Source organism: Streptococcus pluranimalium (assembly GCF_047785745.1).
Lineage (GTDB): Bacteria > Bacillota > Bacilli > Lactobacillales > Streptococcaceae > Streptococcus > Streptococcus pluranimalium_B.
The window spans coordinates 1-22,397 of record NZ_JBLOJT010000021.1 but is presented as its reverse complement, the minus strand read 5'-3'; the positions used below and the strand labels follow the sequence as shown (position 1 = coordinate 22,397).

21 protein-coding genes and 1 pseudogene are annotated in these 22,397 nt (G+C 39.3%); all 22 read left to right on the top strand.

All coding sequences use genetic code 11. The annotated features are described in order from the left end of the window. The first annotated feature begins 175 nt into the window (after positions 1–175). The 22 genes and pseudogenes from ACMZ6U_RS04240 (at position 176) to ACMZ6U_RS04135 (ending at position 22,208) form a co-directional block, all read left to right on the top strand. Positions 176–1,789, top strand: coding sequence for an LPXTG cell wall anchor domain-containing protein (locus tag ACMZ6U_RS04240; protein ID WP_416106536.1), 1,614 nt, complete (start codon positions 176–178; stop codon positions 1,787–1,789). A gap of 156 nt (positions 1,790–1,945) precedes the next feature. After that, a complete protein-coding gene (rimM, locus tag ACMZ6U_RS04235) occupies positions 1,946–2,464 on the top strand; it encodes a ribosome maturation factor RimM (protein ID WP_416106534.1) in 519 nt (172 codons plus the stop codon). Beyond that, positions 2,454–3,194 (top strand): tRNA (guanosine(37)-N1)-methyltransferase TrmD, encoded by a 741-nt coding sequence (gene trmD / locus ACMZ6U_RS04230; protein ID WP_416106532.1) that lies wholly within the window; start codon positions 2,454–2,456, stop codon positions 3,192–3,194. Before rimM ends, trmD begins: the two co-directional genes overlap by 11 nt. 1 nt (position 3,195) lies before the next feature. Next, positions 3,196–4,194 (top strand): NAD(P)/FAD-dependent oxidoreductase, encoded by a 999-nt coding sequence (locus ACMZ6U_RS04225; protein WP_416106530.1) that lies wholly within the window; start codon positions 3,196–3,198, stop codon positions 4,192–4,194. Positions 4,195–4,520: 326 nt separating this feature from the next. Continuing rightward, positions 4,521–5,273, top strand: coding sequence for a DeoR/GlpR family DNA-binding transcription regulator (locus ACMZ6U_RS04220; protein ID WP_416106528.1), 753 nt, complete (start codon positions 4,521–4,523; stop codon positions 5,271–5,273). Next, positions 5,270–6,181 carry a 1-phosphofructokinase gene (pfkB, locus tag ACMZ6U_RS04215; protein ID WP_416106526.1) on the top strand — a complete coding sequence of 304 codons (912 nt, stop codon included), beginning with the start codon at positions 5,270–5,272 and terminating at the stop codon, positions 6,179–6,181. The genes ACMZ6U_RS04220 and pfkB overlap by 4 nt, the downstream gene beginning before the upstream one ends. After that, positions 6,178–8,157, top strand: a complete 1,980-nt coding sequence (locus tag ACMZ6U_RS04210; RefSeq protein WP_416106525.1) for a fructose-specific PTS transporter subunit EIIC — start codon at positions 6,178–6,180, stop codon at positions 8,155–8,157. Before pfkB ends, ACMZ6U_RS04210 begins: the two co-directional genes overlap by 4 nt. 195 nt (positions 8,158–8,352) lie before the next feature. After that, a complete protein-coding gene (locus tag ACMZ6U_RS04205; protein WP_416106523.1) occupies positions 8,353–9,210 on the top strand; it encodes a fructose PTS transporter subunit IIA in 858 nt (285 codons plus the stop codon). Between the two features lie 138 nt (positions 9,211–9,348). Beyond that, a complete protein-coding gene (locus ACMZ6U_RS04200) occupies positions 9,349–9,903 on the top strand; it encodes a glucosaminidase domain-containing protein (RefSeq protein WP_416106522.1) in 555 nt (184 codons plus the stop codon). A 582-nt stretch (positions 9,904–10,485) separates the two neighbouring features. After that, positions 10,486–11,007 (top strand): hypothetical protein, encoded by a 522-nt coding sequence (locus tag ACMZ6U_RS04195; protein WP_416106520.1) that lies wholly within the window; start codon positions 10,486–10,488, stop codon positions 11,005–11,007. 63 nt (positions 11,008–11,070) lie between these two features. Next, positions 11,071–11,451, top strand: a complete 381-nt coding sequence (locus ACMZ6U_RS04190; protein WP_416106518.1) for a DUF1149 family protein — start codon at positions 11,071–11,073, stop codon at positions 11,449–11,451. Next, the gene (locus tag ACMZ6U_RS04185) at positions 11,451–12,308 is read left to right on the top strand and encodes a DegV family protein (RefSeq protein WP_416106516.1); all 858 of its coding nucleotides are present in this window, start codon (positions 11,451–11,453) and stop codon (positions 12,306–12,308) included. The genes ACMZ6U_RS04190 and ACMZ6U_RS04185 overlap by 1 nt, the downstream gene beginning before the upstream one ends. Before the next feature lie 114 nt (positions 12,309–12,422). Further along, on the top strand, positions 12,423–13,190 hold the full coding sequence (gene dapB, locus ACMZ6U_RS04180; protein WP_416106514.1) for a 4-hydroxy-tetrahydrodipicolinate reductase: 768 nt from the start codon (positions 12,423–12,425) through the stop codon (positions 13,188–13,190). After that, entirely contained in the window at positions 13,190–14,392 is a 1,203-nt protein-coding gene (locus ACMZ6U_RS04175) for a CCA tRNA nucleotidyltransferase (protein ID WP_416106512.1), read from the top strand. The genes dapB and ACMZ6U_RS04175 overlap by 1 nt, the downstream gene beginning before the upstream one ends. Positions 14,393–14,439: 47 nt before the next feature. Continuing rightward, on the top strand, positions 14,440–16,311 hold the full coding sequence (locus ACMZ6U_RS04170) for an ABC-F family ATP-binding cassette domain-containing protein (RefSeq protein WP_416106510.1): 1,872 nt from the start codon (positions 14,440–14,442) through the stop codon (positions 16,309–16,311). A 15-nt stretch (positions 16,312–16,326) separates the two neighbouring features. After that, positions 16,327–16,488 carry a hypothetical protein gene (locus ACMZ6U_RS04165; protein WP_416106508.1) on the top strand — a complete coding sequence of 54 codons (162 nt, stop codon included), beginning with the start codon at positions 16,327–16,329 and terminating at the stop codon, positions 16,486–16,488. Between the two features lie 38 nt (positions 16,489–16,526). Further along, positions 16,527–16,658, top strand: a pseudogene (locus ACMZ6U_RS04160) (hypothetical protein); the annotation flags it as partial. Beyond that, positions 16,659–16,799, top strand: a complete 141-nt coding sequence (locus tag ACMZ6U_RS04155) for a hypothetical protein (RefSeq protein ID WP_416106506.1) — start codon at positions 16,659–16,661, stop codon at positions 16,797–16,799. A 3-nt stretch (positions 16,800–16,802) separates the two neighbouring features. Further along, complete coding sequence (locus ACMZ6U_RS04150) at positions 16,803–18,170, top strand: MATE family efflux transporter (RefSeq protein WP_416106504.1); 1,368 nt, start codon at positions 16,803–16,805, stop codon at positions 18,168–18,170. A 3-nt stretch (positions 18,171–18,173) separates the two neighbouring features. After that, positions 18,174–18,653 (top strand): GNAT family N-acetyltransferase, encoded by a 480-nt coding sequence (locus tag ACMZ6U_RS04145; protein ID WP_416106502.1) that lies wholly within the window; start codon positions 18,174–18,176, stop codon positions 18,651–18,653. A 37-nt stretch (positions 18,654–18,690) separates the two neighbouring features. Further along, positions 18,691–20,433, top strand: coding sequence for an ABC transporter ATP-binding protein (locus ACMZ6U_RS04140; protein WP_416106500.1), 1,743 nt, complete (start codon positions 18,691–18,693; stop codon positions 20,431–20,433). After that, positions 20,433–22,208, top strand: a complete 1,776-nt coding sequence (locus ACMZ6U_RS04135) for an ABC transporter ATP-binding protein (protein WP_416106498.1) — start codon at positions 20,433–20,435, stop codon at positions 22,206–22,208. Before ACMZ6U_RS04140 ends, ACMZ6U_RS04135 begins: the two co-directional genes overlap by 1 nt. The last annotated feature ends 189 nt before the right edge of the window (positions 22,209–22,397 follow it).

Below are 22,397 nucleotides of genomic sequence, written 5' to 3'. Positions count from 1 at the left end.
AAGCGATAACTATTGTTAAAGATGATTGAGTTCTAATCAGTTTGATATTTATAAATTAAGTCTTTTTTAATACTTGTTATTTTACATTGACAGGCCCTCGGGAAGGAAGTATACTAAAATAGTTAACCGGTTAATTATTTTTAAAAATCAATTTTTTATTAACAGAGGAGTCATGATGAAAGGTAAATCACATTCTTTAATAAGCTTGTTTACAATAGCAAGTTTGAGTACAACGATTCTTGTTCAGCCTATGTCATTAGTTAAGGCAGAAGAAGCTACAGGAGATGCTATTACCCAACCTATTCAAGGGTTTATGTTTACAGTTACTGTCTTAGGTGAAAATGGTAAGACACTAGCTGGGCAAAAGATAATGCTTTATGATATTACAAGTGGTAGTGTAGAATATGCAAGTGGTATTAGTGATTCTTCAGGTAAGGTCATTTTTAATAATCTTCCTCTAAATCGCAATTTCTCTGTATCAATTAATGGTATTATCCAAGGTTATACAGTTAGATCTGGAGAAGCTGGCGGTCAAATGGCATCAAGTTTTACAATACCTGGTCAAGGTACAGGAGCACCGACTTATACTACTAAACCGATTACGATTACAGTCGTCAATCAAGATGGTGAAGTGTTAGCTAATAGAGAAGTTAGCCTGAAGGATCGTAATGGTAATCTCATTGATAGTAAACGTAGTGATTCGATGGGGAATATTGTATTTACTGATAAACTTTTAGAGGGTACTTTTTATAATTACTATTTGAATGGTAGCAAGATAGGTGAAGTAATACCTGGACAATCTAGGTATGTCTATGAGGATACTAGTAATGCCGTAAAATCTGGTTTTACCTTTATTGCAACTATTTTAGCTGAGGATGGTCTGACATTATCAGGTAAAGAAGTTGTCCTTAGCGATATTACCGATGGGCCTAATGGCCCAACGATTTCTGCGACTTCTAATTCGGATGGTCAAGCCATTTTTGAAGAGTTATCCTTAAGCCGTAATTACAGTATTACTGTGGATGGTGTTGTAAAAGGGCATACTATTAGAACGAGCGAAGCAGGATCAGTGATGAGAGCTAGTTTCTTTGCAGATGGTAAAGGTGAAAAAAAACCAACTTATAGTAAAGATAGCGTGACAGTTGTTGTTGTGGATGAAAATGCTGAACCAATTTCAGGACAAAAAGTTGTGTTGAGAAATACACTTGGTCAGGAAATGGGTAATGGGATTTCTGATAACGAAGGTAAAGTGATATTTTCTCAAGGGTTACATGACGGTACTTTCTATAAGATTTCTGTTAACGAGTTGGAAAATATTTCAGAAGCAATGCCAGGAAATGAGCGCTCGATCTATCTGACATCAGATCAGATGATTTCTTCGGACGATTCTGCTAAGCCAGAGGCACCTAAAGTAGACGAAAAAAACTCTGAGAAAGCTGATAAGCTCAAGAAAGAAGCGGAAAAGACTTCAGTTAGCAAACAACCGGAAGCTTCAGCAGTAGACAAACAGTCTACAAGTAGAGAGACACCGACTTCAGCAAGAGAAGGAAATTCAATAAGCAAGGAGACACCGACTTCAGCAGGAGAAGGAAATTCAATAAGCAAGGAGACAAAGACTTCAAAAGTAGATAGTAAAAATAGTCAAAAACCATTGAGCCAAGTCCAAGTATCTAAAAAGGCGTTACCAAGTACAGGTGAGCAGTCAAATAATTTCATGGCTTGGTTAGGTTCCGCTTGCTTAGCGCTCATTGCTATGATTTTTTTAACAAAGAAAAAATTACAAAAATAAGATATTAAGAAATCAGCATGAGCTGGTTTCTTTTTTAGATGAGAGATAATGCAAATTTGGTTTGAAAGTGATAGAATAGTAGAGGTTACTGACTTTACGTAATGCTATTGAAAAGTCAGTAAGGATGATAAGTAAGAGTAAACAAACGGAGAAAAAATGAATTATTTTAACGTTGGTAAAATTGTAAATACCCAAGGTTTGCAAGGAGAATTGCGAGTGCTTTCTGTGACGGATTTTGCAGAAGAGCGTTTTAAAAAAGGTAGCCAGCTATCCATTTTTGATGATAAGGACCAGCACCTTCTAGATGTGGAAATCGCTAGCCACCGTAAACAGAAAAATTTTGATATCGTCAAATTTAAAGGGCTCTATCATATTAATGATGTTGAGAAGTATAAGGGAACTGTCTTGAAAGTTGCTGAGGAAAATCTAACGGATTTAGCTGAAGATGAGTTTTATTACCATGAAATTATCGGACTTGATGTTTATGAAAATGATGTCCTCATCGGTCAAATTAAAGAAATTATGCAACCAGGTGCCAATGATGTTTGGGTGGTTAAACGTAAAGGGAAGAAGGATCTCTTGTTACCCTATATTCCATCAGTTGTGCTGAATGTTGATGTCGCAGCCAATCGTGTTGATGTAGAGATTATGGAAGGTTTAGACGATGAAAATTGATATCTTGACCCTTTTTCCAGACATGTTCGCTCCCTTGGAACACTCGATTGTTGGTAAAGCGAAAGAGCGGGGTTTGTTAGAAATCAACTACCATAATTTTCGAGAAAATGCAGAAAAAGCGCGGCATGTGGATGATGAACCTTATGGTGGTGGTCAGGGTATGCTCTTAAGAGCGCAGCCTATTTTTGATACTTATGATAAAATCGCTGCTAAAAATCCTCGCGTGATTTTACTAGACCCAGCTGGTCGTACGTTTGACCAATATTATGCAGAGGAATTAGCACAAGAAAATGAGCTAATCTTTATTTGCGGACATTACGAAGGTTATGATGAGCGTATCAAGACCTTGGTGACAGATGAAATTTCTATCGGTGATTTTGTTCTCACTGGTGGAGAATTGGCTGCCATGACCATGATTGATGCGACGGTTCGTCTGATACCAGAAGTGATTGGTAAAGAAGCTAGCCACCAAGATGATAGTTTTTCATCAGGGTTATTGGAATACCCACAATACACTCGTCCTTATGACTTTCGTGGCATGACAGTACCAGATGTGCTCATGAGCGGTCACCATAAGAATATTCGTCGCTGGCGTTTGGAAGAAAGTCTCCGTAAAACCTACCTCAGACGACCGGACCTTTTGGAAGCTTATAATTTTTCTAAAGAGGAAGCTGAGATTTTAGAAATGATCAAACGTGAACTTGATGAAATGAAAGATAAGAAAGACTAAAATGACAGAAAAAACTATTTATGATATTACCATCATTGGTGGTGGTCCAGTTGGGCTTTTTGCATCCTTTTATGCTGGTTTGCGAGGAATGAAGGTTAAAATCATTGAAAGCTTGTCTGAACTGGGTGGACAGCCAGCTGTGCTTTACCCTGAAAAGGTTATCTATGATATTCCTGCCTATCCAGCTATCACAGCGGGACAGTTATCGGAAAATTTGATTAAGCAAGTAGAGCGTTTTGACGATCGAACGACTATCTGTCTCAAAGAGGAAGTTCAAACGTTTGAAAAAAAAGATGGGATTTTCAGTATTCAAACCAACAAGGCGGAACACCACTCAAAAGCGATTATCATTGCCTGTGGCAATGGGGCTTTTGCACCACGTCCTCTTGGACTGGAAGATGAAAACGTCTATGCTGACGACAATCTTTACTATAATGTTCATCAGGTCGAGCCTTTTATCGGTAAAAATGTTGTCATCTGTGGTGGTGGAGATTCTGCTGTGGACTGGGCTAATATGTTAGAACCCGTAGCTGCTAGCGTTACGGTGGTTCATCGCAGGGATGCTTTTCGCGCTCATGAACACAGTGTTGAAGTGATGAAGAATTCTTCCGTGAAGATGATGACACCATATATTCCTATTTCGATTTCTGGGGAAAATGGCAGAGCAAGTAGTTTGCGTATTCAAAAAATCAAAGAAGAAGAGATTGTTGATTTAGCATTGGATGCTTTAATTGTTAGCTTTGGTTTTTCAACTAATAATAAGAATTTAAAAAACTGGAATCTTGACTACAAACGCAATCGTATCTTTGTGGACCAAGTCTTAAAAACGAGTATGGATGGTGTTTACGCTATCGGTGATGCTGCGGAATACCCAGGAAAAGCTGATTTAATCGCAACAGGCTTCGGAGAAGCACCGACAGCTGTCAACGAAGCTATCAAATACATTTATCCAGATTGTGATAACCGTATCGTGCATTCGACGTCATTGATAAAAGATTAATCCAACCTTCTGAGAACATTTTGTGAATCTATCGAAAGAACACCTGCTAATACTTAGGGCCTAATATGGCTGTAAAGCTAGCTATAATGAGCTGAGAAGCTATACTAATTGTAATAATTATTAAAATCCAAGTCAGTTGACTTGGATTTTATGATGCTTAAATACAGCTAGAAGCTATCAATTTTTTCTATACCTTCAAAAAAAATTAAAAAAGAAAGTACATGAAAAAGAATGAAACTGAAAGAAAATGGTAGAAAATGACAGAATTCTATTGACATATTTTATGAAAGGAGTATAATGGCAACTGTAAACGATTGCAGTAGGAGGTGAGTGTCATCTTAAAAACCGAACGAAAACACCTAATTATGGAGAAAATTATTCTCGATGATTATGTGGTTTTAGAAGATTTGGTTGATTTATTGGAAACTTCAGAATCGACTGTTCGTCGTGATTTGGATGAACTGGAGTCTGAAGGCAAACTTCATCGCGTCCATGGTGGGGCTGAGAAAATTCATACTCTTCAAGATGAGCCTGATATTCGTCAAAAAGCTATCAAAAACATTCAAGCTAAAAAAGCTTTGGTTCAAAAAGCTGCTGAATTAGTTCAAGATGGAGATGTGATTTTTTTGGATGCAGGTTCGACAACTGAACTTTTGATTCCCCTTTTAAATCAAGAAGGTTTGACGGTTGTGACCAATGCTATTCACCATGCGGCTAAGCTTGTTGATAAAAATATAAAAACCTTAATTATTGGTGGTTTTATTAAAAATACAACAGATGCTAGTGTCGGACAAATCGCCGTTGAGCAAGTGAGCCGTCTCAACTTTGATAAAGCCTTTTTAGGAATGAATGGTATTGATTCCGAACATATCACGACACCTGAGATGGAAGAAGCTGTGGTGAAGCGAAGCATTATCGCTAGTGCTAAAAAAGCTTACATTTTAACAGATTCTTCTAAATTGGGGCAGGTTTCCTTCATCAATGTTGCCTCGTTAAGTGATGTCACCATTATCACAAATCACTGTGATCACCCCCTATTACCTATTATTAAAGAAAAGACAGGAGTTATTGAAGTATGATTTATACCGTTACTTTAAATCCGTCTATTGATTATATCGTGCGCCTTGATGTCGTTGAGGTTGGGCAAGTTAATCGTATGGATAGTGATGATAAGTACGCTGGTGGTAAAGGTATCAACGTTAGCCGTGTTTTAAAGCGTTTGGCTATTGATAATACAGCTACAGGATTTATTGGTGGTTTTACAGGTCGTTTTATCACAGATGAATTGGAAAAAGAAGGGATTTCAACGGCCTTTGTTCCAGTATCACAGGATACACGTATCAATGTTAAAATCAAGGCTGATCAAGAAACAGAAATTAATGGAACTGGTCCGGTTATTTCTGAACAGGAACTAGCAGCTTTGAAAGATCAGTTGGCTCATTTAACAGCTGATGACGTTGTTGTTTTCGCTGGTTCTGCACCAAGTAACCTCGGAAACCAGGTCTATAAAGACCTTTTGCCTATTGCTAAAGAAGCAGGAGCGGCTATTGTTTGTGACTTTGAGGGACAAACATTGTTGGATTCGCTTGAGTACCAACCATTATTGGTGAAACCTAATAACCATGAATTAGAAGCTATCTTTGATGTCACCTTAGAAACACTCGAGGATATTGAAACTTATGCGCGTAAAATCCTTGAAATGGGTGCTCAAAATGCTTTGATTTCAATGGCTGGAGATGGGGCACTTCTTGTAACTGAGAACGCTGCATACTTTGCTAAACCGATTAAAGGTCAGGTGAAGAATTCTGTTGGTGCTGGTGATTCCATGGTAGCAGGATTTACAGGTGAGCTTGTCAAATCTGGTGATGCCCTTGAAGCTCTCAAATGGGGAGTGGCTTGTGGAACAGCGACAACTTTCTCGGACGACTTAGCAAATATTGACTTTATTAAAGAAACTTATGAAAAAGTAGAGGTAGAAAAACAATGAAAATTCAAGACTTATTGAATAAAAATGTCATGATTTTGGACCTTCAAGCTAGCACTAAAGAAGCAGCTATCGATGAAATGATTAACCGTTTAGTCGAAGAAGGCGTGGTCAATGACTTTGCAACTTTTAAAGAAGGTATCATGGCTCGTGAAGCCTTGACTTCAACTGGATTAGGTGACGGTATTGCAATGCCTCACTCAAAAAATACAGCTGTTGTTGAGCCTACAGTTCTTTTTGCTAAATCAAGTTCTGGTGTTGATTATGAAGCCCTTGATGGTCAACCAACTTATCTTTTCTTCATGATTGCAGCTCCAGAAGGGGCTAACGATACTCATCTTGCAGCACTTGCTGAGTTATCAAAATACTTGATGAAAGATGGCTTTGCAGATGAATTGCGTCAAATCAATACTCCTGATGGTGTGATTGCAACCTTTGACGGTGCAGAAGAAGCTGATAAAAAAGCAGAACAAGAAGAAGTGCTTGTACAACATAATGCAACAAACCTATCATCAAGCGACCAAGACTTTATCGTTGCGGTAACAGCATGTACAACTGGTATTGCTCATACTTACATGGCTGAAGAAGCTCTCAAGAAACAAGCAGCTGAAATGGGTGTTGCTATTAAAGTTGAAACCAATGGTGCTTCAGGTGTTGGTAACAAATTGACAGCAGCGGATATTGAAAAAGCAAAAGGTGTCATTGTTGCTGCTGATAAAGCTGTTGAGATGGCTCGTTTTAACGGTAAACCATTGATTTCACGTCCAGTGGCTGAAGGTATTAAAAAACCTCAAGAACTTATTCAAACAATCCTTGATGGTAAAGCTGATACTTATGTTGCTAAAGAAGGGGCACAAGCCGCAGCTTCAGAAGAAAAAACAAGCCTTGGGGGTGCTTTCTATAAACACCTAATGGGTGGGGTTTCTCAAATGTTGCCATTCGTTATCGGTGGTGGTATCATGATTGCGCTTGCCTTCCTTTTAGATAATCTGCTAGGTGTGCCTAAAGATCAGTTGTCAAATCTTGGTTCTTATAATGAGATTGCAGCACTCTTCAAATCAATTGGTGGAGCAGCCTTTGGTTTCATGCTTCCAGTTCTTTCAGGGTATATTGCTTACTCTATCGCTGAAAAACCAGGTCTTGTTGCTGGTTTTGTAGCTGGAGCTATTGCAAACAGTGGTCTTGCTTTCGGTAAAGTGGCTTATGCAGCAGGCGGTGAAGCAACACTTAGTCTTGCAGGTGTCTCATCTGGTTTCCTTGGAGCTCTGGTTGGTGGTTTCCTAGCAGGTGGTGTTATTCTTGTTCTCCGTAAAGTCCTTGCTGGTATGCCTCGTTCACTTGACGGTGTTCGCTCAATCTTGCTCTTCCCACTTCTTGGAGTAGCAATTACTGGTTTCCTTATGCTCTTGGTGAATATTCCGATGGCGGCTATCAATACGGCTCTTAACACTTTCCTTGAAAACCTTTCGGGTAGTTCAGCTATCCTTATGGGTCTTCTTGTAGGTGGTATGATGGCGGTTGATATGGGTGGACCTGTTAACAAAGCTGCCTATGTCTTCGGTACGGGAACGCTTGCTGCGACTGTTGCTAATGGTGGTTCGGTTGTTATGGCTGCTGTTATGGCTGGTGGTATGGTACCTCCTCTTGCAGTTTTTGTGGCAACACTTCTTTTCAAAGATAAATTCACAGAAGAAGAGCGTAACTCTGGCTTGACAAATATCGTTATGGGACTATCATTCATCACTGAAGGAGCGATCCCATTTGGTGCTGCTGACCCAGCACGCGCTATCCCTAGTTTCATTGCTGGTTCAGCTCTTACAGGTGCTCTTGTTGGTCTAGCTGGTATCAAATTGATGGCACCACACGGTGGTATCTTTGTTATCGCTTTGACCAGTAACCCATTCCTTTACCTCCTCTTTGTAGCGATTGGTGCGGTGGTTTCAGGTGTTCTCTTTGGATTACTACGTAAATCTAAATAATTCTACTATTAAGAATAATCACATTTAGCGTTGACCAAGCGGTCATCGCTTTTTATCTGGAAAAAAGACACAAAATGAACACACTTTCCAGATCAGTTTTTCTGTAAAACATGTTATGATAAAGGAAAATAATGGTTTTGAATGTCATAACCCTAAAAAACGAGACTAAATAAAACATTCCAAGGAGGAAATAGAGTGTCCGTTAAAGAATTGTTACGTAAAGACTTGATGATTATGGCTTTGAAAGCTATTTCAAAAGATGTAGCTCTTGATGAGATGATTGCTAAGTTGGCAGCTCATGATATCATTCATGATAGTGATTTATTAAAGAAAAGTATCATGGTTCGTGAGGAGCAAGGTGTGACAGCACTTGGTCATGGCATTGCCATGCCTCATAGTAAGCATATTGTTGTTGATAAGCCAGCTATTTTGTTTGCACGGTCATCGCAGGGGATTCCCTACCAAGCAGCAGATGGCCAACCGGTTGATCTTTTCTTTATGGTGGTAGCACCGAGTGATGCAGAGGATGTTCAATTAGAAGCCATTGCTGATTTATCAAAATATTTGACTAAAGTAGGATTCGCGGATCGTTTGCGTCAGGCAAGCACGGAAGATGATATTTTAGAACTTTTTGATTGTCTGCCAAGTAAGGAAGATAGTGCGGAACAAGTCAGTCATACTGGAGATTTCATTGTTGCTGTGACGGCATGTGCAACGGGCTTGATTCATACCTATATGGCGGAAGAAGCTTTGAAAAAAGCAGCTACTAAGAAAGGGATGACCATAAAGGTTGAAACAAATGGTGCTAGTGGGGATAAGAATGCTCTGACAGAAGATGATATTTTACGAGCTAAAGGTATTATTATTGCTTCTGATAAGGAGATTGATGTTAAGCGTTTTGCTGGTAAAAAATTGGTTAAACGTCCGGTTGCTGATGGGATTAAGCATGCTTCTGAGCTCATTGAAGCCTTGTATACTGATGAAACAGCAGCTACAAACTCCGCAGATTTATCTCTAAAAGGAAAATTGAAACGAACCTTTTTCGGAAAATAATAATGGTTACAGCCAGATTAGGATGACTTGTCTGGTTTTTAGTTTGCCTTCTTTTTAACTTATGCTAAAATCTAAACTAATGAAGACATTTAGATAGGGGTAAAAGTGGTAAGATGCAATAGAAGAAGGTACTACTCAATGAAAACCGTTCTGTTAGTCAGTGCCATGGCTTTTGCCATCGCTATTTTTATGAAAGAGTTAGTACCGGAAAGAGTAAAGCCAGTGACAGAGTTGTCAATCACCGAACAATTTATTGAGGAGATTGGACCCAGAGCTCAAGTCATTGCTAGAGAGAATGACTTGTATGCGTCTGTTATGATTGCTCAGGCCATTTTGGAATCTGATAGTGGGCAGTCAGTGCTCAGTCAATCACCGCACTTTAACTTTTTTGGGATAAAAGGAAACTATCAGGGGCAATCAGTTTCTTTAGAAACTTGGGAAGACGACGGTCAGGGAAATCCTTATACCATAACTGCCGATTTTAGGTCTTATGGTAATTTGGAGAATGGCTTGGAGGACTATGCTCAATTTTTAGATAGAGACTTGTATTGGGAAGTGCACAGGAGTAATACCTTGTCTTATGCTGATGCTACTAAAGCATTGACAGGGACTTATGCGACAGATATATCGTATGGTTCTAAACTTAATAAGCTTATTCAAACCTATCAATTAACAAGGTATGATGCCATATAGAGAAGGCACTAGCTTAGTTCGGCGTTTTGAATAATTTTATGCTATCAATGTTAGTGTTTGAGGCTGGGACAAAAGTCCTTGCCTTTTTAAGTTATAGTCAAATGAATTCACTTTCAGATGAGGAACTGAGACGCAAACAGTTAAATGGAACTGCTTGAAGTTGGAAATATGATAAGCAAAGCTTCTTTTATGACTAGAAATCAGAAAGCGAAGAGTATCACATTCAATCCAAAAGATTATATTCATTCAACTAAGCGAGGTGTAGTGGTTGAGTGATTCCAGTCATATAATCCTTAAATGTGGAAAATCGTGAGTTGCAACGCCGCTCTATTTTCTAAAGCACTGATGCTATCAACTCCTACGTTCTAATGAATGAGGAAAGCCGTACTTTCCGCCCTCAAACAGTCGCTCCTTTGACTGTTTGAGTTGTGTGGAGGTGGGTCGAAAGCGGTCTGGGAAATGAATTTTTTAGCCCGAACCTAGGAATAAACAGGTGAGAGAAAATGGAAATCTTCGAGTTATCTATTTTTGCCCAACTCTCATTTCTAGTTAATTAAGGTGCTTTTTGTTATAATATTATGCATGAAAACATTGAATGAAGTTTATGGCGACCATGCTGAGATGCCTTTTATTTTGCCAAAATATGAGGCAGAATTATTACGAAAACCAATCGCGAAACGTCAAATGGAAAGAATAGAGGAAGGTTTGCTTCCTGGTCACATTATTCTTCTATGGCGGATTCAATTTGGTACTTATACGACCCAAAGTCCACACCACAAGTATTTTTACACGACTTATGGTATTGATGCTCAAAAGGAGTTAGAAGAGTTAATAGCTAGGGGCTATGTCTCTATCAACTCAGCTTTTGATTCCATCAATCTGATCACTGCATCTGATGTGAAGGATTTTTTTAAAACTAAAGATGTTAAGGGATTGAGCAAGATGAGGCGGTCTGATTTGGATGCGGCTCTGAAGCAATATTTTACCGAGGAAGAATTGGCAACTTTATTTGATGAGCGCTCTTATGCTTTGACTGAATCTGGTGAGGACTTGCTGGGGAAATACCCTGAGTTTGTAGCCAAACACCCACAGAAGAAGTATTAGAAAACTTTTATTTCATCAAACGATATGTTATAATCGTTATAATTGAATCTAGAGGAGAAAATTATGGAAGTTTTACATGAAAAAGAATTTGTTAACCAATACCACTATAATGCGCGTAATTTGGAATGGGAAAAAGAGAATGGGACACCGGAAACTAATTTTGAAGTGACTTTTCAGTTAATTGAGAAAAATATCGAGAAGAAAGAGACTACCATTGTAGCTGTTTTGCAATTTACCATTGTTCGTGATGAATTTATGATCTCGGGAGTCGTCTCTCAAATGGATCATATCAAAAATCGTATTATCAATGAACCTAAAGAATTTTCTCAAGAGGAAGTAGAGTCGTTAGCAGCCCCACTTCTTGAAATGGTTAAGCGTATGACTTATGAAGTTACGGAAATTGCTCTGGATTGTCCAGGAATTAAGTTGGAGTTTAATAGTTAATGAAGTTAGCAGTAGTAACAGATAGTTCAGCAGCTCTTTCCTCCGTTGTTAAGGGACATGTTGATTTATTTTGTTTAGATATTCCTGTCACTATTGATGATCACACCTATGTGGAAGGTCAGAATTTGACCATGCCAGTTTTTTATGAAAAAATGGCTACCAATGAAGCATTGCCCAAGACGAGTCAACCCAGCTTAGCGGAGTTTAATAACCTATTGATGACTTTGCAGTCCGAAGGTTACACTCATGTGATTGGCCTCTTTTTATCAAGTGGTATTTCTGGGTTCTGGGCTAATAGTCAATTTTTAAAAGATGAACACCATAATCTCGTTATTGCAATTCCTGATACAAAAATTACCTCTGCTCCACTGGGTTATATGGTAGAAACCGTTTTAACCTTAGCGCAAGAAGGTTGTGACTTTGACGTTATTATAGATAAGCTGAAAGAACAGATTGAAGGCACAACTGCTTTTATCCTTGTTGATGATTTAAACCATCTGGTCAAGGGAGGGCGTTTGTCTAATGGTTCAGCCTTACTTGGTAATTTACTGTCTATTAAGCCGATTCTCTATTTCAATAATGAGGGTGTTATCGAAGTTTTTGAGAAAGTTAGGACTGAAAAAAAAGCAATCAAACGTTTGGTTGAGATTCTTCGCGAGACGACATCTCAGGGTGATTTTAATGTCGTTATTATCCACTCCAATGTTGAGGATAAGGCGAAAGACTTGTATCAACAATTAAAAGAATCTGGTTTCGATCAGGATTTGTCTATTGTTTCTTTTGGTAGTGTGATTGCAACACATCTTGGTGAAGGTGCTATTGCTTTTGGGATAACACCCAAAGTTTTGAAGAATTAAATTAGCATTCTCGTAGAGAGTAAACGAATGAACCGTTTGGGGAAGTTGGGTTTTTCTGAGATATCAGAAAAAAGCTCACTCCCTTTTTCAAAAGATAGAAATAGGAGAGAAGAGATGGCTATTAAAGTGATTGTTGCAGGCTTTAAAGGACGTATGGGGTCTACTGCAGTTGATATGGTTAAATCGGATGAAGCACTTGAACTAGCAGCTTTATTGGATCCATTTGCTGAGGAAAAAGACCTTGACGGTGTTCCTGTTTTTAATGATAAGGAAGATCTTATTGGCTTTGATGCTGATGTCTGGGTTGATTTTACGATGCCAAAAGTTGCTTATGAAAACACTCGTTTTGCCTTAGAAAACAGTTTTGCGCCAGTAGTAGGGACAACAGGTTTTACGGAAGAACAAATTGCTGATCTGATTACTTTATCTTCTGAGAAATCACTGGGTGGTTTGATTGCACCAAACTTCGCTATCGGAGCTATTCTTCTCATGGAATTTGCTGCCAAAGCTTCTCAATACTTCCCTGATTTTGAAATCATTGAATTGCATCATGACAAGAAGAAAGATGCCCCTTCAGGTACAGCTATCAAAACAGCAGAGTTAATTGCGAAAAGTCGTCAGTCAAAAGCAGAAGGGGCAGCAGATGAGGAAGAGTTGATGGCTGGTGCTCGTGGTGCTGAGTACGATGGATTCCGTATTCACAGTGTTCGCTTACCAGGTCTCGTAGCGCATCAAGAAGTTATCTTTGGAGCACAGGGGGAAGGTTTGACCTTGCGTCATGATTCTTATGACCGTTCTTCTTTTATGAGTGGTGTCAATTTAGGGATTAAAGAGGTGGTCAAACGTGACAAATTAGTTTATGGATTGGAAAAATTACTCTAATGAAGTTAGAAGAGTTACCACTTGAGTTTGAAGAGGCCCTCCCTCTGCTTGAAAAGATAAAAAATGCTGGATTTGAAGCTTATTTTGTCGGTGGATCCGTCCGTGATGTTTTATTAGGACGTCCTATCCACGATGTTGACATTGCGACGTCATCTTATCCGGAAGAAACAAAAGCGATTTTTGAGAGAACGGTTGATGTTGGCATTGAACACGGCACAGTATTAGTTTTGGAGAATGGTCACGAATATGAGATGACCACTTTCAGAACGGAAGATGTTTATGTGGATTATCGTAGACCATCCAGCGTTTCATTTGTTCGCTCGCTAAAAGAAGATTTAAAGAGACGTGATTTTACGGTGAATGCCTTCGCTTTAAATGAAGACCGCGAGGTCATTGATTTATTCGATGGCTTAAAGGACTTAGAAAATCGTCTTTTGCGTGCGGTAGGAAAGGCTCAAGAACGCTTTAACGAAGATGCTTTGAGGATCATGAGGGGAATTCGTTTTTCAGCTAGCCTTAATTTTGATATTGAAAAGGAAACCCTCCTTTCTATGTCTGCTTGTTCGCCATTATTGGAAAAAATCTCTGTTGAACGTAGCTTTATTGAATTTGATAAGTTGTTAATGGCACCTCATTGGTCAAAAGGTCTGTCTGCTTTAATAGCAACTGGTGCTTATGATTATCTACCTGAGTTACAGGGAACGGTATCCAAGTGGCAGGAATTTCAAGCAGTGATTGAAAAGGACTATCATTTTCTAAGTTCTGAACAAGCTTGGGCAGCTATGATGATTGTTCTGAAGATTAAGCAGCCACAGGCATTTTTAAAAAAATGGAAGACGTCTGTTCAGTTTCAAAAAAAGGTGAGTCAGATGGTTGATGTTTTCAAGGCTCGCCAGTCTTCAGAGTTAACGAGTTGGCAAGTCTATCAGTATGGTAAGACCTTAATCTATGAAGTGGAAGATTTGCGGTCTGCCTTTGGTATGATGGCAAACGTTGAACGCTTAGTGACACTAGATCAGGAGCTCCTTATTCATGACAAGCATGAGATTGTTGTCAATGGTGGTATCCTGATTTCAGAATTAGGGATGAAACCAGGTCCAGATTTGGGAAGAATTCTTAATCAAGTTGAAGAGGCTATTGTTAATGGACACTTGGCTAATGACAAGTTAGCAATCTTTGATTTTATCAAAAATATGACATAACTAAAGGGAGGCTTTGCCTCCTTTTGGTGCCTAGAAAAGGGTATAAAATGAGTGATTTTATTGTTGAAAAATTAACCAAATCAGTGGGAGACAAGACTGTTTTTCAGGATATTTCTTTTATTATTCATGATTTGGACCGCATTGGGATTATCGGTGTTAATGGGACGGGGAAAACGACCCTATTAGATGTTATCTCAGAAAGATTGGGTTTTGATGGTGATGTATCACCCTTTATCAAGGCAAATGGTTATAAGATTTCCTATTTGACTCAGGAGCCTGAATTTGATGAGAATAAAACGGTCTTGGATACAGTTTTATCATCGGATCTGCGTGAAATGCGATTGATTCGTGATTACGAGGCTATTATGGCTAATTATTCGGAGGATAAACAGTCAGACCTGGAGAAAATCATGGCTGAAATGGATTCTCTTAACGCTTGGACTATCGAAAGTGACGTCAAGACAGTACTATCTAAACTTGGGATTTCTGACTTGACCCAAAAGGTTTCAGCCTTGTCAGGTGGGCTTCGTCGTCGTGTGCAATTGGCACAAGTCTTGCTTGGGGATGCGGATTTATTGCTATTGGATGAGCCGACCAACCACTTGGATATTGATACGATTGCCTGGTTGACTCATTTTTTGACCAATACTAAAAAGACAGTCCTGTTTATCACCCATGATCGTTATTTCTTGGATAATGTAGCAACACGCATTTTTGAATTAGCTGATAGTCGTTTGACGGAATACCAAGGGAATTATCAAGATTATGTGCGTTTGCGGGCGGAGCAGGACGAGCGTGATGCGGCTACCATGCATAAAAAGAAACAACTCTATAAGCAAGAATTGGCATGGATGCGCACGCAACCGCAAGCGCGTGCGACCAAGCAACAGGCACGTATCAATCGTTTCCATGATTTGAAAAAAGATGTGCGCCAAGACACTAGCTCAGAAGATTTGGAAATTAATTTTGAAACTAGCCGTATTGGGAAAAAAGTCGTTAATTTTGAACATGTGGACTTTTCCTACGATGACACCAAGCAAATCCTCTCTGACTTTAACTTGATTATCCAAAATAAGGATCGAATCGGAATCGTTGGAGATAACGGTGTTGGTAAGTCAACCCTTCTTAACTTGATAACGGGAGAATTGACGCCGACCGCTGGTAAGCTAGACATCGGTGAGACGGTTAGGGTTGGTTATTTCTCGCAGCAAATCAAGGATATGGATGAAAGTAAGCGTGTGATTTCTTATTTGCAGGAAGTGGCTGATGAGGTTAAGACGACTGTTGGGACGACCAGTATTAGTGAGCTTTTAGAGCAGTTCCTGTTTCCACGTTCAACTCATGGGACTCAGATTTCTAAGTTGTCCGGTGGAGAGAAAAAGCGTCTTTATCTCTTAAAGATTTTGATTGAAAAACCAAATGTTCTTCTGCTAGACGAGCCGACTAATGATCTTGATATTGCGACTTTAACCGTTTTAGAAAGCTTCTTATCAGGCTTTGCAGGTCCTGTGATTACGGTAAGTCACGACCGTTACTTCTTGGATAAGGTTGCCAATAAAATCCTAGCTTTCGAAGATGGTCACATCAATGCCTTTTATGGTAACTATACGGATTATCTTGATGAAAAAGCATTTGAAGCTGAGGCTGCGAACATGATGGCGAAAGTTGAAGCACCAAAAACACAAAAAGTACGCCAAGAGAAGAAACGTATGTCTTATTTTGAAAAGCAAGAGTGGGCAAGTATCGAAGAAGATATTGCTCAGTTGGAAGAAGAGATTGAGAGCATTGAAGCAGCCATGATAGAAAATGCTAGTCATTATGGGGAGTTAGCGACCTTACAGCGTGACTTAGATGCCAAAAACGAAACATTACTTGAGAAATATGAACGTTATGAGTATTTGAGTGAGTTGGTTGATTGAGGTAGGAGGATAAAAATGACTTATTTATCTCATTTTGGTGTCTATGGTATCTGTATTAAAGGCGGTAAGTTACTATGTGTCCGTAAAAATAGAGGACCTTACAAGAATCGTTATGACTTACCAGGTGGTAGTCAGGAATCTGGTGAAAGTTTACTGGAACACTTGAGAGAGAGCTAAAAGAAGAAACGGGATTTGAACTCAAAGCTTCTTCTCATAATCGTATTTTTGAAACTTTTGTTAAAGCAAAAGGAGAGCAGGAGACTGTTCATCACATTTTTGCGGTTTATGATATTGAGATCAGTGATGTTCCTATTCAGAAGCTTGCTAGCCATTTAGAAACTGGAGAAATGAATGATTCAAAAGGTGTTGAGTGGGTCGATCTTGATCAATTAACGCCTCAAAATGCCTCTCCACTTATCCTAAAACTATTAGATCCACATCTAAAAGCCAGCTATTTTTTAGACTGGGAAATCTTATCAGAAGGTTAAACAATGTATCAAACAGAAAACTTAAAGGAAAAACTCAATTTGTTTCTCAAATTGTTTTTCCCTATTTTAATTTATCAATTTGCCAATTTTTCGGCTACTTTTATTGACACCATGATGACGGGAAAATATAGTACGATTGATTTGGCAGGTGTTTCCATGGCAGGAAGTCTGTGGAATCCTTTCTTTACCTTATTAACAGGTATTGTGTCAGCCTTGGTTCCTATTATTGGGCAGCATTTAGGAAAGGGAAATCGTCATAAAATCAAGGATGACTTTCATCAGTTTATTTATATTGGCTTGATTTTGTCAGCTGTGCTTTGGATTCTGGTACGTTTTGGGGCTATTCCAGCTTTGGCATATTTTAATCTGGAATCTTCTGTCGTGACTATTGGACAAGAGTATTTGTCATGGATTTCAGTCGGTATCTTGCCTCTGCTCTTATTTAGTGTCTACCGATCTTTCTTTGATTCGCTAGGCCTCACTAAAGTTTCCATGTATCTTATGTTGCTCTTATTGCCCTTTAATTCCTTTTTTAACTATATTTTGATTTATGGGAAATTGGGGCTTCCTGAAATGGGAGGAGCAGGTGCTGGATTAGGAACAGCTTTAGCCTATTGGTTACTTTTATTGGTAGTCATTGCAGTTATGTTAGTTCATCCGACAATTAAGTCTTTCCAAGTCTGGCAATGGACAGCTCCCAATCGAAAATTATTGAAACAAGGCTTTTTATTGGGACTTCCAATTGGTTTACAGATTTTTGCAGAAGTGGCTATTTTTGCGACTGTTGGTCTCTTCATGGCTAAGTTTTCAACAGAAATCATCTCAGCTCATCAATCTGCTATGAACTTTACAACCCTACTCTATGCCTTTCCACTTAGTATTTCTATTACCATGCCTATTGCTATTTCTTTTGAGGTTGGAGCAGGTGATGACAAAGCAGCTCGTGATTTTGCAAAAATCGGGCGTTTGACAGCAATGGTTTTTGCGGTCGTGACACTGACTTTCTTATATTTCTTTAGAGCACAAGTTGCATACCTATATGGTTCAGGCGATGCCTTTATCAAGCTAACGACAGAGTTCTTGATTTATGCTTTCTTCTTCCAATTGGCGGATGCCTTCGCAGCTCCAATTCAGGGGATTTTGAGAGGCTACAAGGATACCACTTATCCCTTTGTGATAGGTGTTTCTGCTTACTGGGCGATTGCACTTCCAGTGGGATGGGGGCTCGATTTGATGACGACCTTGGGACCAAAAGCCTACTGGATTGGACTAATTGCTGGACTCTTTTCTTGTGGTATCCTTCTACGGTTGCGTATGGCTCATATCGAGAAGCGTTATAAGACTGGTAATCCTTTAGAAAGAGTGGTGTAAGGGATGGAGATTAGACCTATTCAGTCCAAGGATAATGAAGAGATGGCTGGGATTATCCGGAACAGTTTAGAAGCAGTAGGACTTGATAAACAAGGAACTGCTTATTTTGACCCATCATTAGATGATTTGGCTGCCGCTTATGGTCAAGATCAATCGTCGGCTTATTTTGTAGCTGTGGAAAAGGAACAAGTTCAAGGTGGTGCTGGCTTTGGCAAAATTACAGACGCTATTTGTGAACTTCAAAAATTTTATGTTCTAGAAAATGCTAGAGGTCAGGGACTAGGACGGAAATTATTGGAACAGGTTATCATTTCATCTGGAGAGGCTGGGTATGATAAGATATATCTGGAAACAACAGAGGTTTTGGGACAAGCTCTTAGACTGTATGAAAGTATGGGCTTTAAGCATATGGAGGCTCCCTTAACCAATGATAGCGGTCATCATGCCATGACTATTTGGATGATGAAAGATTTGAAAAGATAGGATTTAGCAAAGAAGAGTTAAACTAGGAGAGGAAAATATGGGATTAATCTGGTCTTATTTAAAAAGATACCCCAAGTGGTTGTTTTTAGATATTTTTGGAGCCTTTCTTTTTGTTGTGGTCAATTTAGGTCTACCGACTATTTTGGCTCGGATGATTGATGAAGGGATAAACACACGCGATGTTGACCGCCTCTATTTCTGGGGGTGGATGATGTTGATTGTTGTCATTTTGGGGATTATTGGACGGATTGTTTTAGCGTATGCTGCTGGGAAATTAACCACAACCATGATTCAAGACATGCGTAATGACATGTATGACAAGTTACAAGACTATTCGCACAATGAATATGATAAGATTGGTGTTTCATCTTTGGTAACTCGTATGACCAGTGATGCCTTTGTTTTAATGCAGTTTGCGGAACAAAGTTTACGTCTTGGTATGGTAACGCCAATGATGATGGTTTTCTCAGTGATTATGATTTTTACAACCAGCCCATCCATGGCTTGGATTGTTGCGGTTGCCATTCCATTTTTGGCTTGGGTAGTGGCATATGTGGCTATCAAGACACGTCCGCTTTCTGAGAAACAACAAAAAACACTGGATAAGATTAACCAGTATGTTCGAGAGAACCTAACGGGTCTGCGTGTGATTCGTGCTTTTGCTCGTGAGAATTTCCAAGAGGAACGATTTGATACTAAAAATCAAGACTACTCTGAAACCTCTCAATCGCTCTTTATTTTGACAGGATTAACGGAGCCCCTCTTTGTGCAAATCATCATTGCTATGATTGTTGCTATTGTTTGGTTTGCTTTGAATCCTTTGAGTAAGGGCGACTTGCAAATCGGTGATTTAGTTGCCTTTATTGAGTACAGTTTCCATGCTCTCTTCTCTTTCTTGCTCTTTGCCAATCTTTTTACCATGTACCCACGTATGGCGGTTTCAAGTCAGCGTATTGTTGAAGTGATGGAGATGCCGCTGTCTATTTCTAAAAATGAAGACGGGGTTAAGGAGACGGAAACCAAAGGTTACCTTGAGTTTGATAATGTGACTTTTGCTTATCCAGGTGAGACAGAATCACCCGTTCTTCACGATATTTCCTTCAAAACTAAACCGGGTGAAACCATTGCTTTTATCGGATCAACTGGTTCAGGGAAATCTTCTCTGGTCAACTTGATTCCACGTTTTTATGATGTGACTTTTGGTCGCATTTTAGTCGATGGGGTAGATGTTAGAGATTATAATCTTAAAGCTCTTCGTCAAAAAGTAGGCTTTATTCCACAGAAAGCCTTGTTATTTACCGGAACAATCGGGGAAAATCTCAAATATGGTAAGGCTGATGCGACTGGATTAGAGCTTGATGAGGCCAGTGATGTTGCCCAAGCTAGAGAGTTTATTGATAGTCGCGAGGAACGCTATGAAACGCACTTGGCTGAAGGCGGCTCCAATCTATCAGGTGGTCAGAAGCAACGCTTGTCCATTGCACGTGCCATTGTTAAAAAGCCAGATATTTATATCTTTGACGATTCTTTCTCAGCGCTTGATTACAAGACTGATGCGACTCTTCGTCGTCGTTTGAAAGAAGTTACAGAAGATGCGACGGTGCTGATTGTGGCACAACGTGTTGGAACCATTATGGATGCTGACCAAATTATTGTCCTTGATGAAGGGGAAATAGTTGGTCGAGGTACTCATGAGGAGTTAATGGCATCTAATGACATTTATCGTGAAATTGCTAATTCTCAGCTTAACAGCAAAAACTTAGAGGAGGGAGAAGCCTAATGACACATCAAACACATGCTTTTAAACGCCTCTGGTCCTACCTCAAACGTTATCAAGGTTCTGTTTATTTTGCTATCTTCCTTAAATCTTTAGCAGCGATTATGAATGTTCTAGAGCCTTTTGTTTTAGGATTGATTATCACAGAGTTGACTAAAAATCTGCTTGATATGGCTAAAGGAGTAGCTGGCTCTGGTATCAATGTTGAATACATCGTTTGGGTATTAGTGCTTTATGCTCTTCGAGCTCTCGTTTATGAAATAGGCGCTTATGGTTCTAACTATTTTATGACCAAGGCTGTACAAAAGAGTATTAGGGATTTGCGACATGATCTCAGCCAAAAAATCAATGGAATTCCTGTATCTTACTTTGATAAACACCAGTTCGGTGATATGCTAGGGCGTTTTACCAATGATGTAGAGACTGTTTCTAACGCTTTACAACAAAGTTTTTTGCAGATTGTTAATGCCTTTTTAAGTATCATCTTGGTTGTAGTGATGGTAATTTACCTTAACTGGAAACTGGCTATTTTTGTGATCTTGATGATTCCTTTGACTTATTTTACAGCGCAGGCGATTGTCAAAAAATCACAACCCTACTTCAAAAAGCAAGCAGATGCTCTGGGGGATATGAATGGTTTTGTTCAAGAAAAGTTAACGGGCTTTAATGTCTTGAAACTCTACGGTCGCGAAGAAGCTTCAGCTGAGGAATTTCGTCAAATCACCAAAAATCTTCAAGAAGTTGGTTTTAAGGCTAGCTTTATCTCAGGAATGATGATGCCAGTCTTACATGCTATTTCGGATGGTGTTTACTTGATCTTAGCTGTTTTTGGAGGGCTGCAGGTTATTTCTGGTCAAATGACCATCGGTAATCTTCAAGCCTTTGTCCAATACACTTGGCAGATTTCCCAACCCATCCAAACCATTTCTCAGCTAGCAGGATTGCTCCAAAGTGCTAAATCATCTTTGGATCGTATCTTTGCTATTCTTGATGAAGAGGATGAGAGTAATCGAGTTATGGAAGAGTTGGAATATGATTTGACTGGTCAGGTTAGCTTTAATCATGTTGACTTTGAATATGTTGAGAATAAACCACTTATTCGTGATTTTAATCTTGATGTGAAACCGGGGGAAATGATTGCTATCGTTGGTCCGACAGGTGCTGGTAAGACAACTCTGATTAATCTCCTCATGCGTTTCTACGATGTCACATCAGGAGCTATCACAGTTGATGGTCATGACATTAGAAATCTTTCGCGTCAAGAATTCCGTCAGCAATTTGGGATGGTTTTACAAGATGCTTGGTTATACGAAGGTACTATCCAAGAAAACCTACGTTTTGGGAATCTAAATGCGACTGATGAGGACATTATCGAAGCTGCTAAGGCTGCTAATGTGGATCACTTTATTCGAACGTTGCCTGGTGGTTATAAGACGGAGATGAACCAAGAATCAAGCAATATCTCACAAGGTCAGAAACAGCTTTTGACCATTGCACGTGCGCTTTTAGCTGATCCGAAAATCTTGATTTTGGACGAAGCAACTTCATCTGTTGATACACGTCTGGAGTTACTGATTCAAAAAGCCATGAGGCGTTTGATGCAAGGACGTACCAGCTTTGTTATCGCTCACCGCCTGTCAACCATTCAAGAAGCTGATAAAATTTTGGTACTTAAAGATGGTCAAATCATCGAACAAGGTAACCATGATAGTCTTCTGGCTGATAAAGGCTTCTATCATGATCTTTACATGAGCCAATTTGCTAGCCAAGAAGACTAGGAGCTTAAGCATTGACGATGATGTCGATGCTTTTTTAGTGATTGATGAACACTAAATGAGTTCAAAAAATCATTTTTAGATAACGACTTTTCATGGAAAATTTATATTTCCCAATTTGTAAAATTAAGCTAGACAGAAAAAAGCCATTTATGTTAGGCTCAGATAAACACCATATTTGTCTGAAAGGAG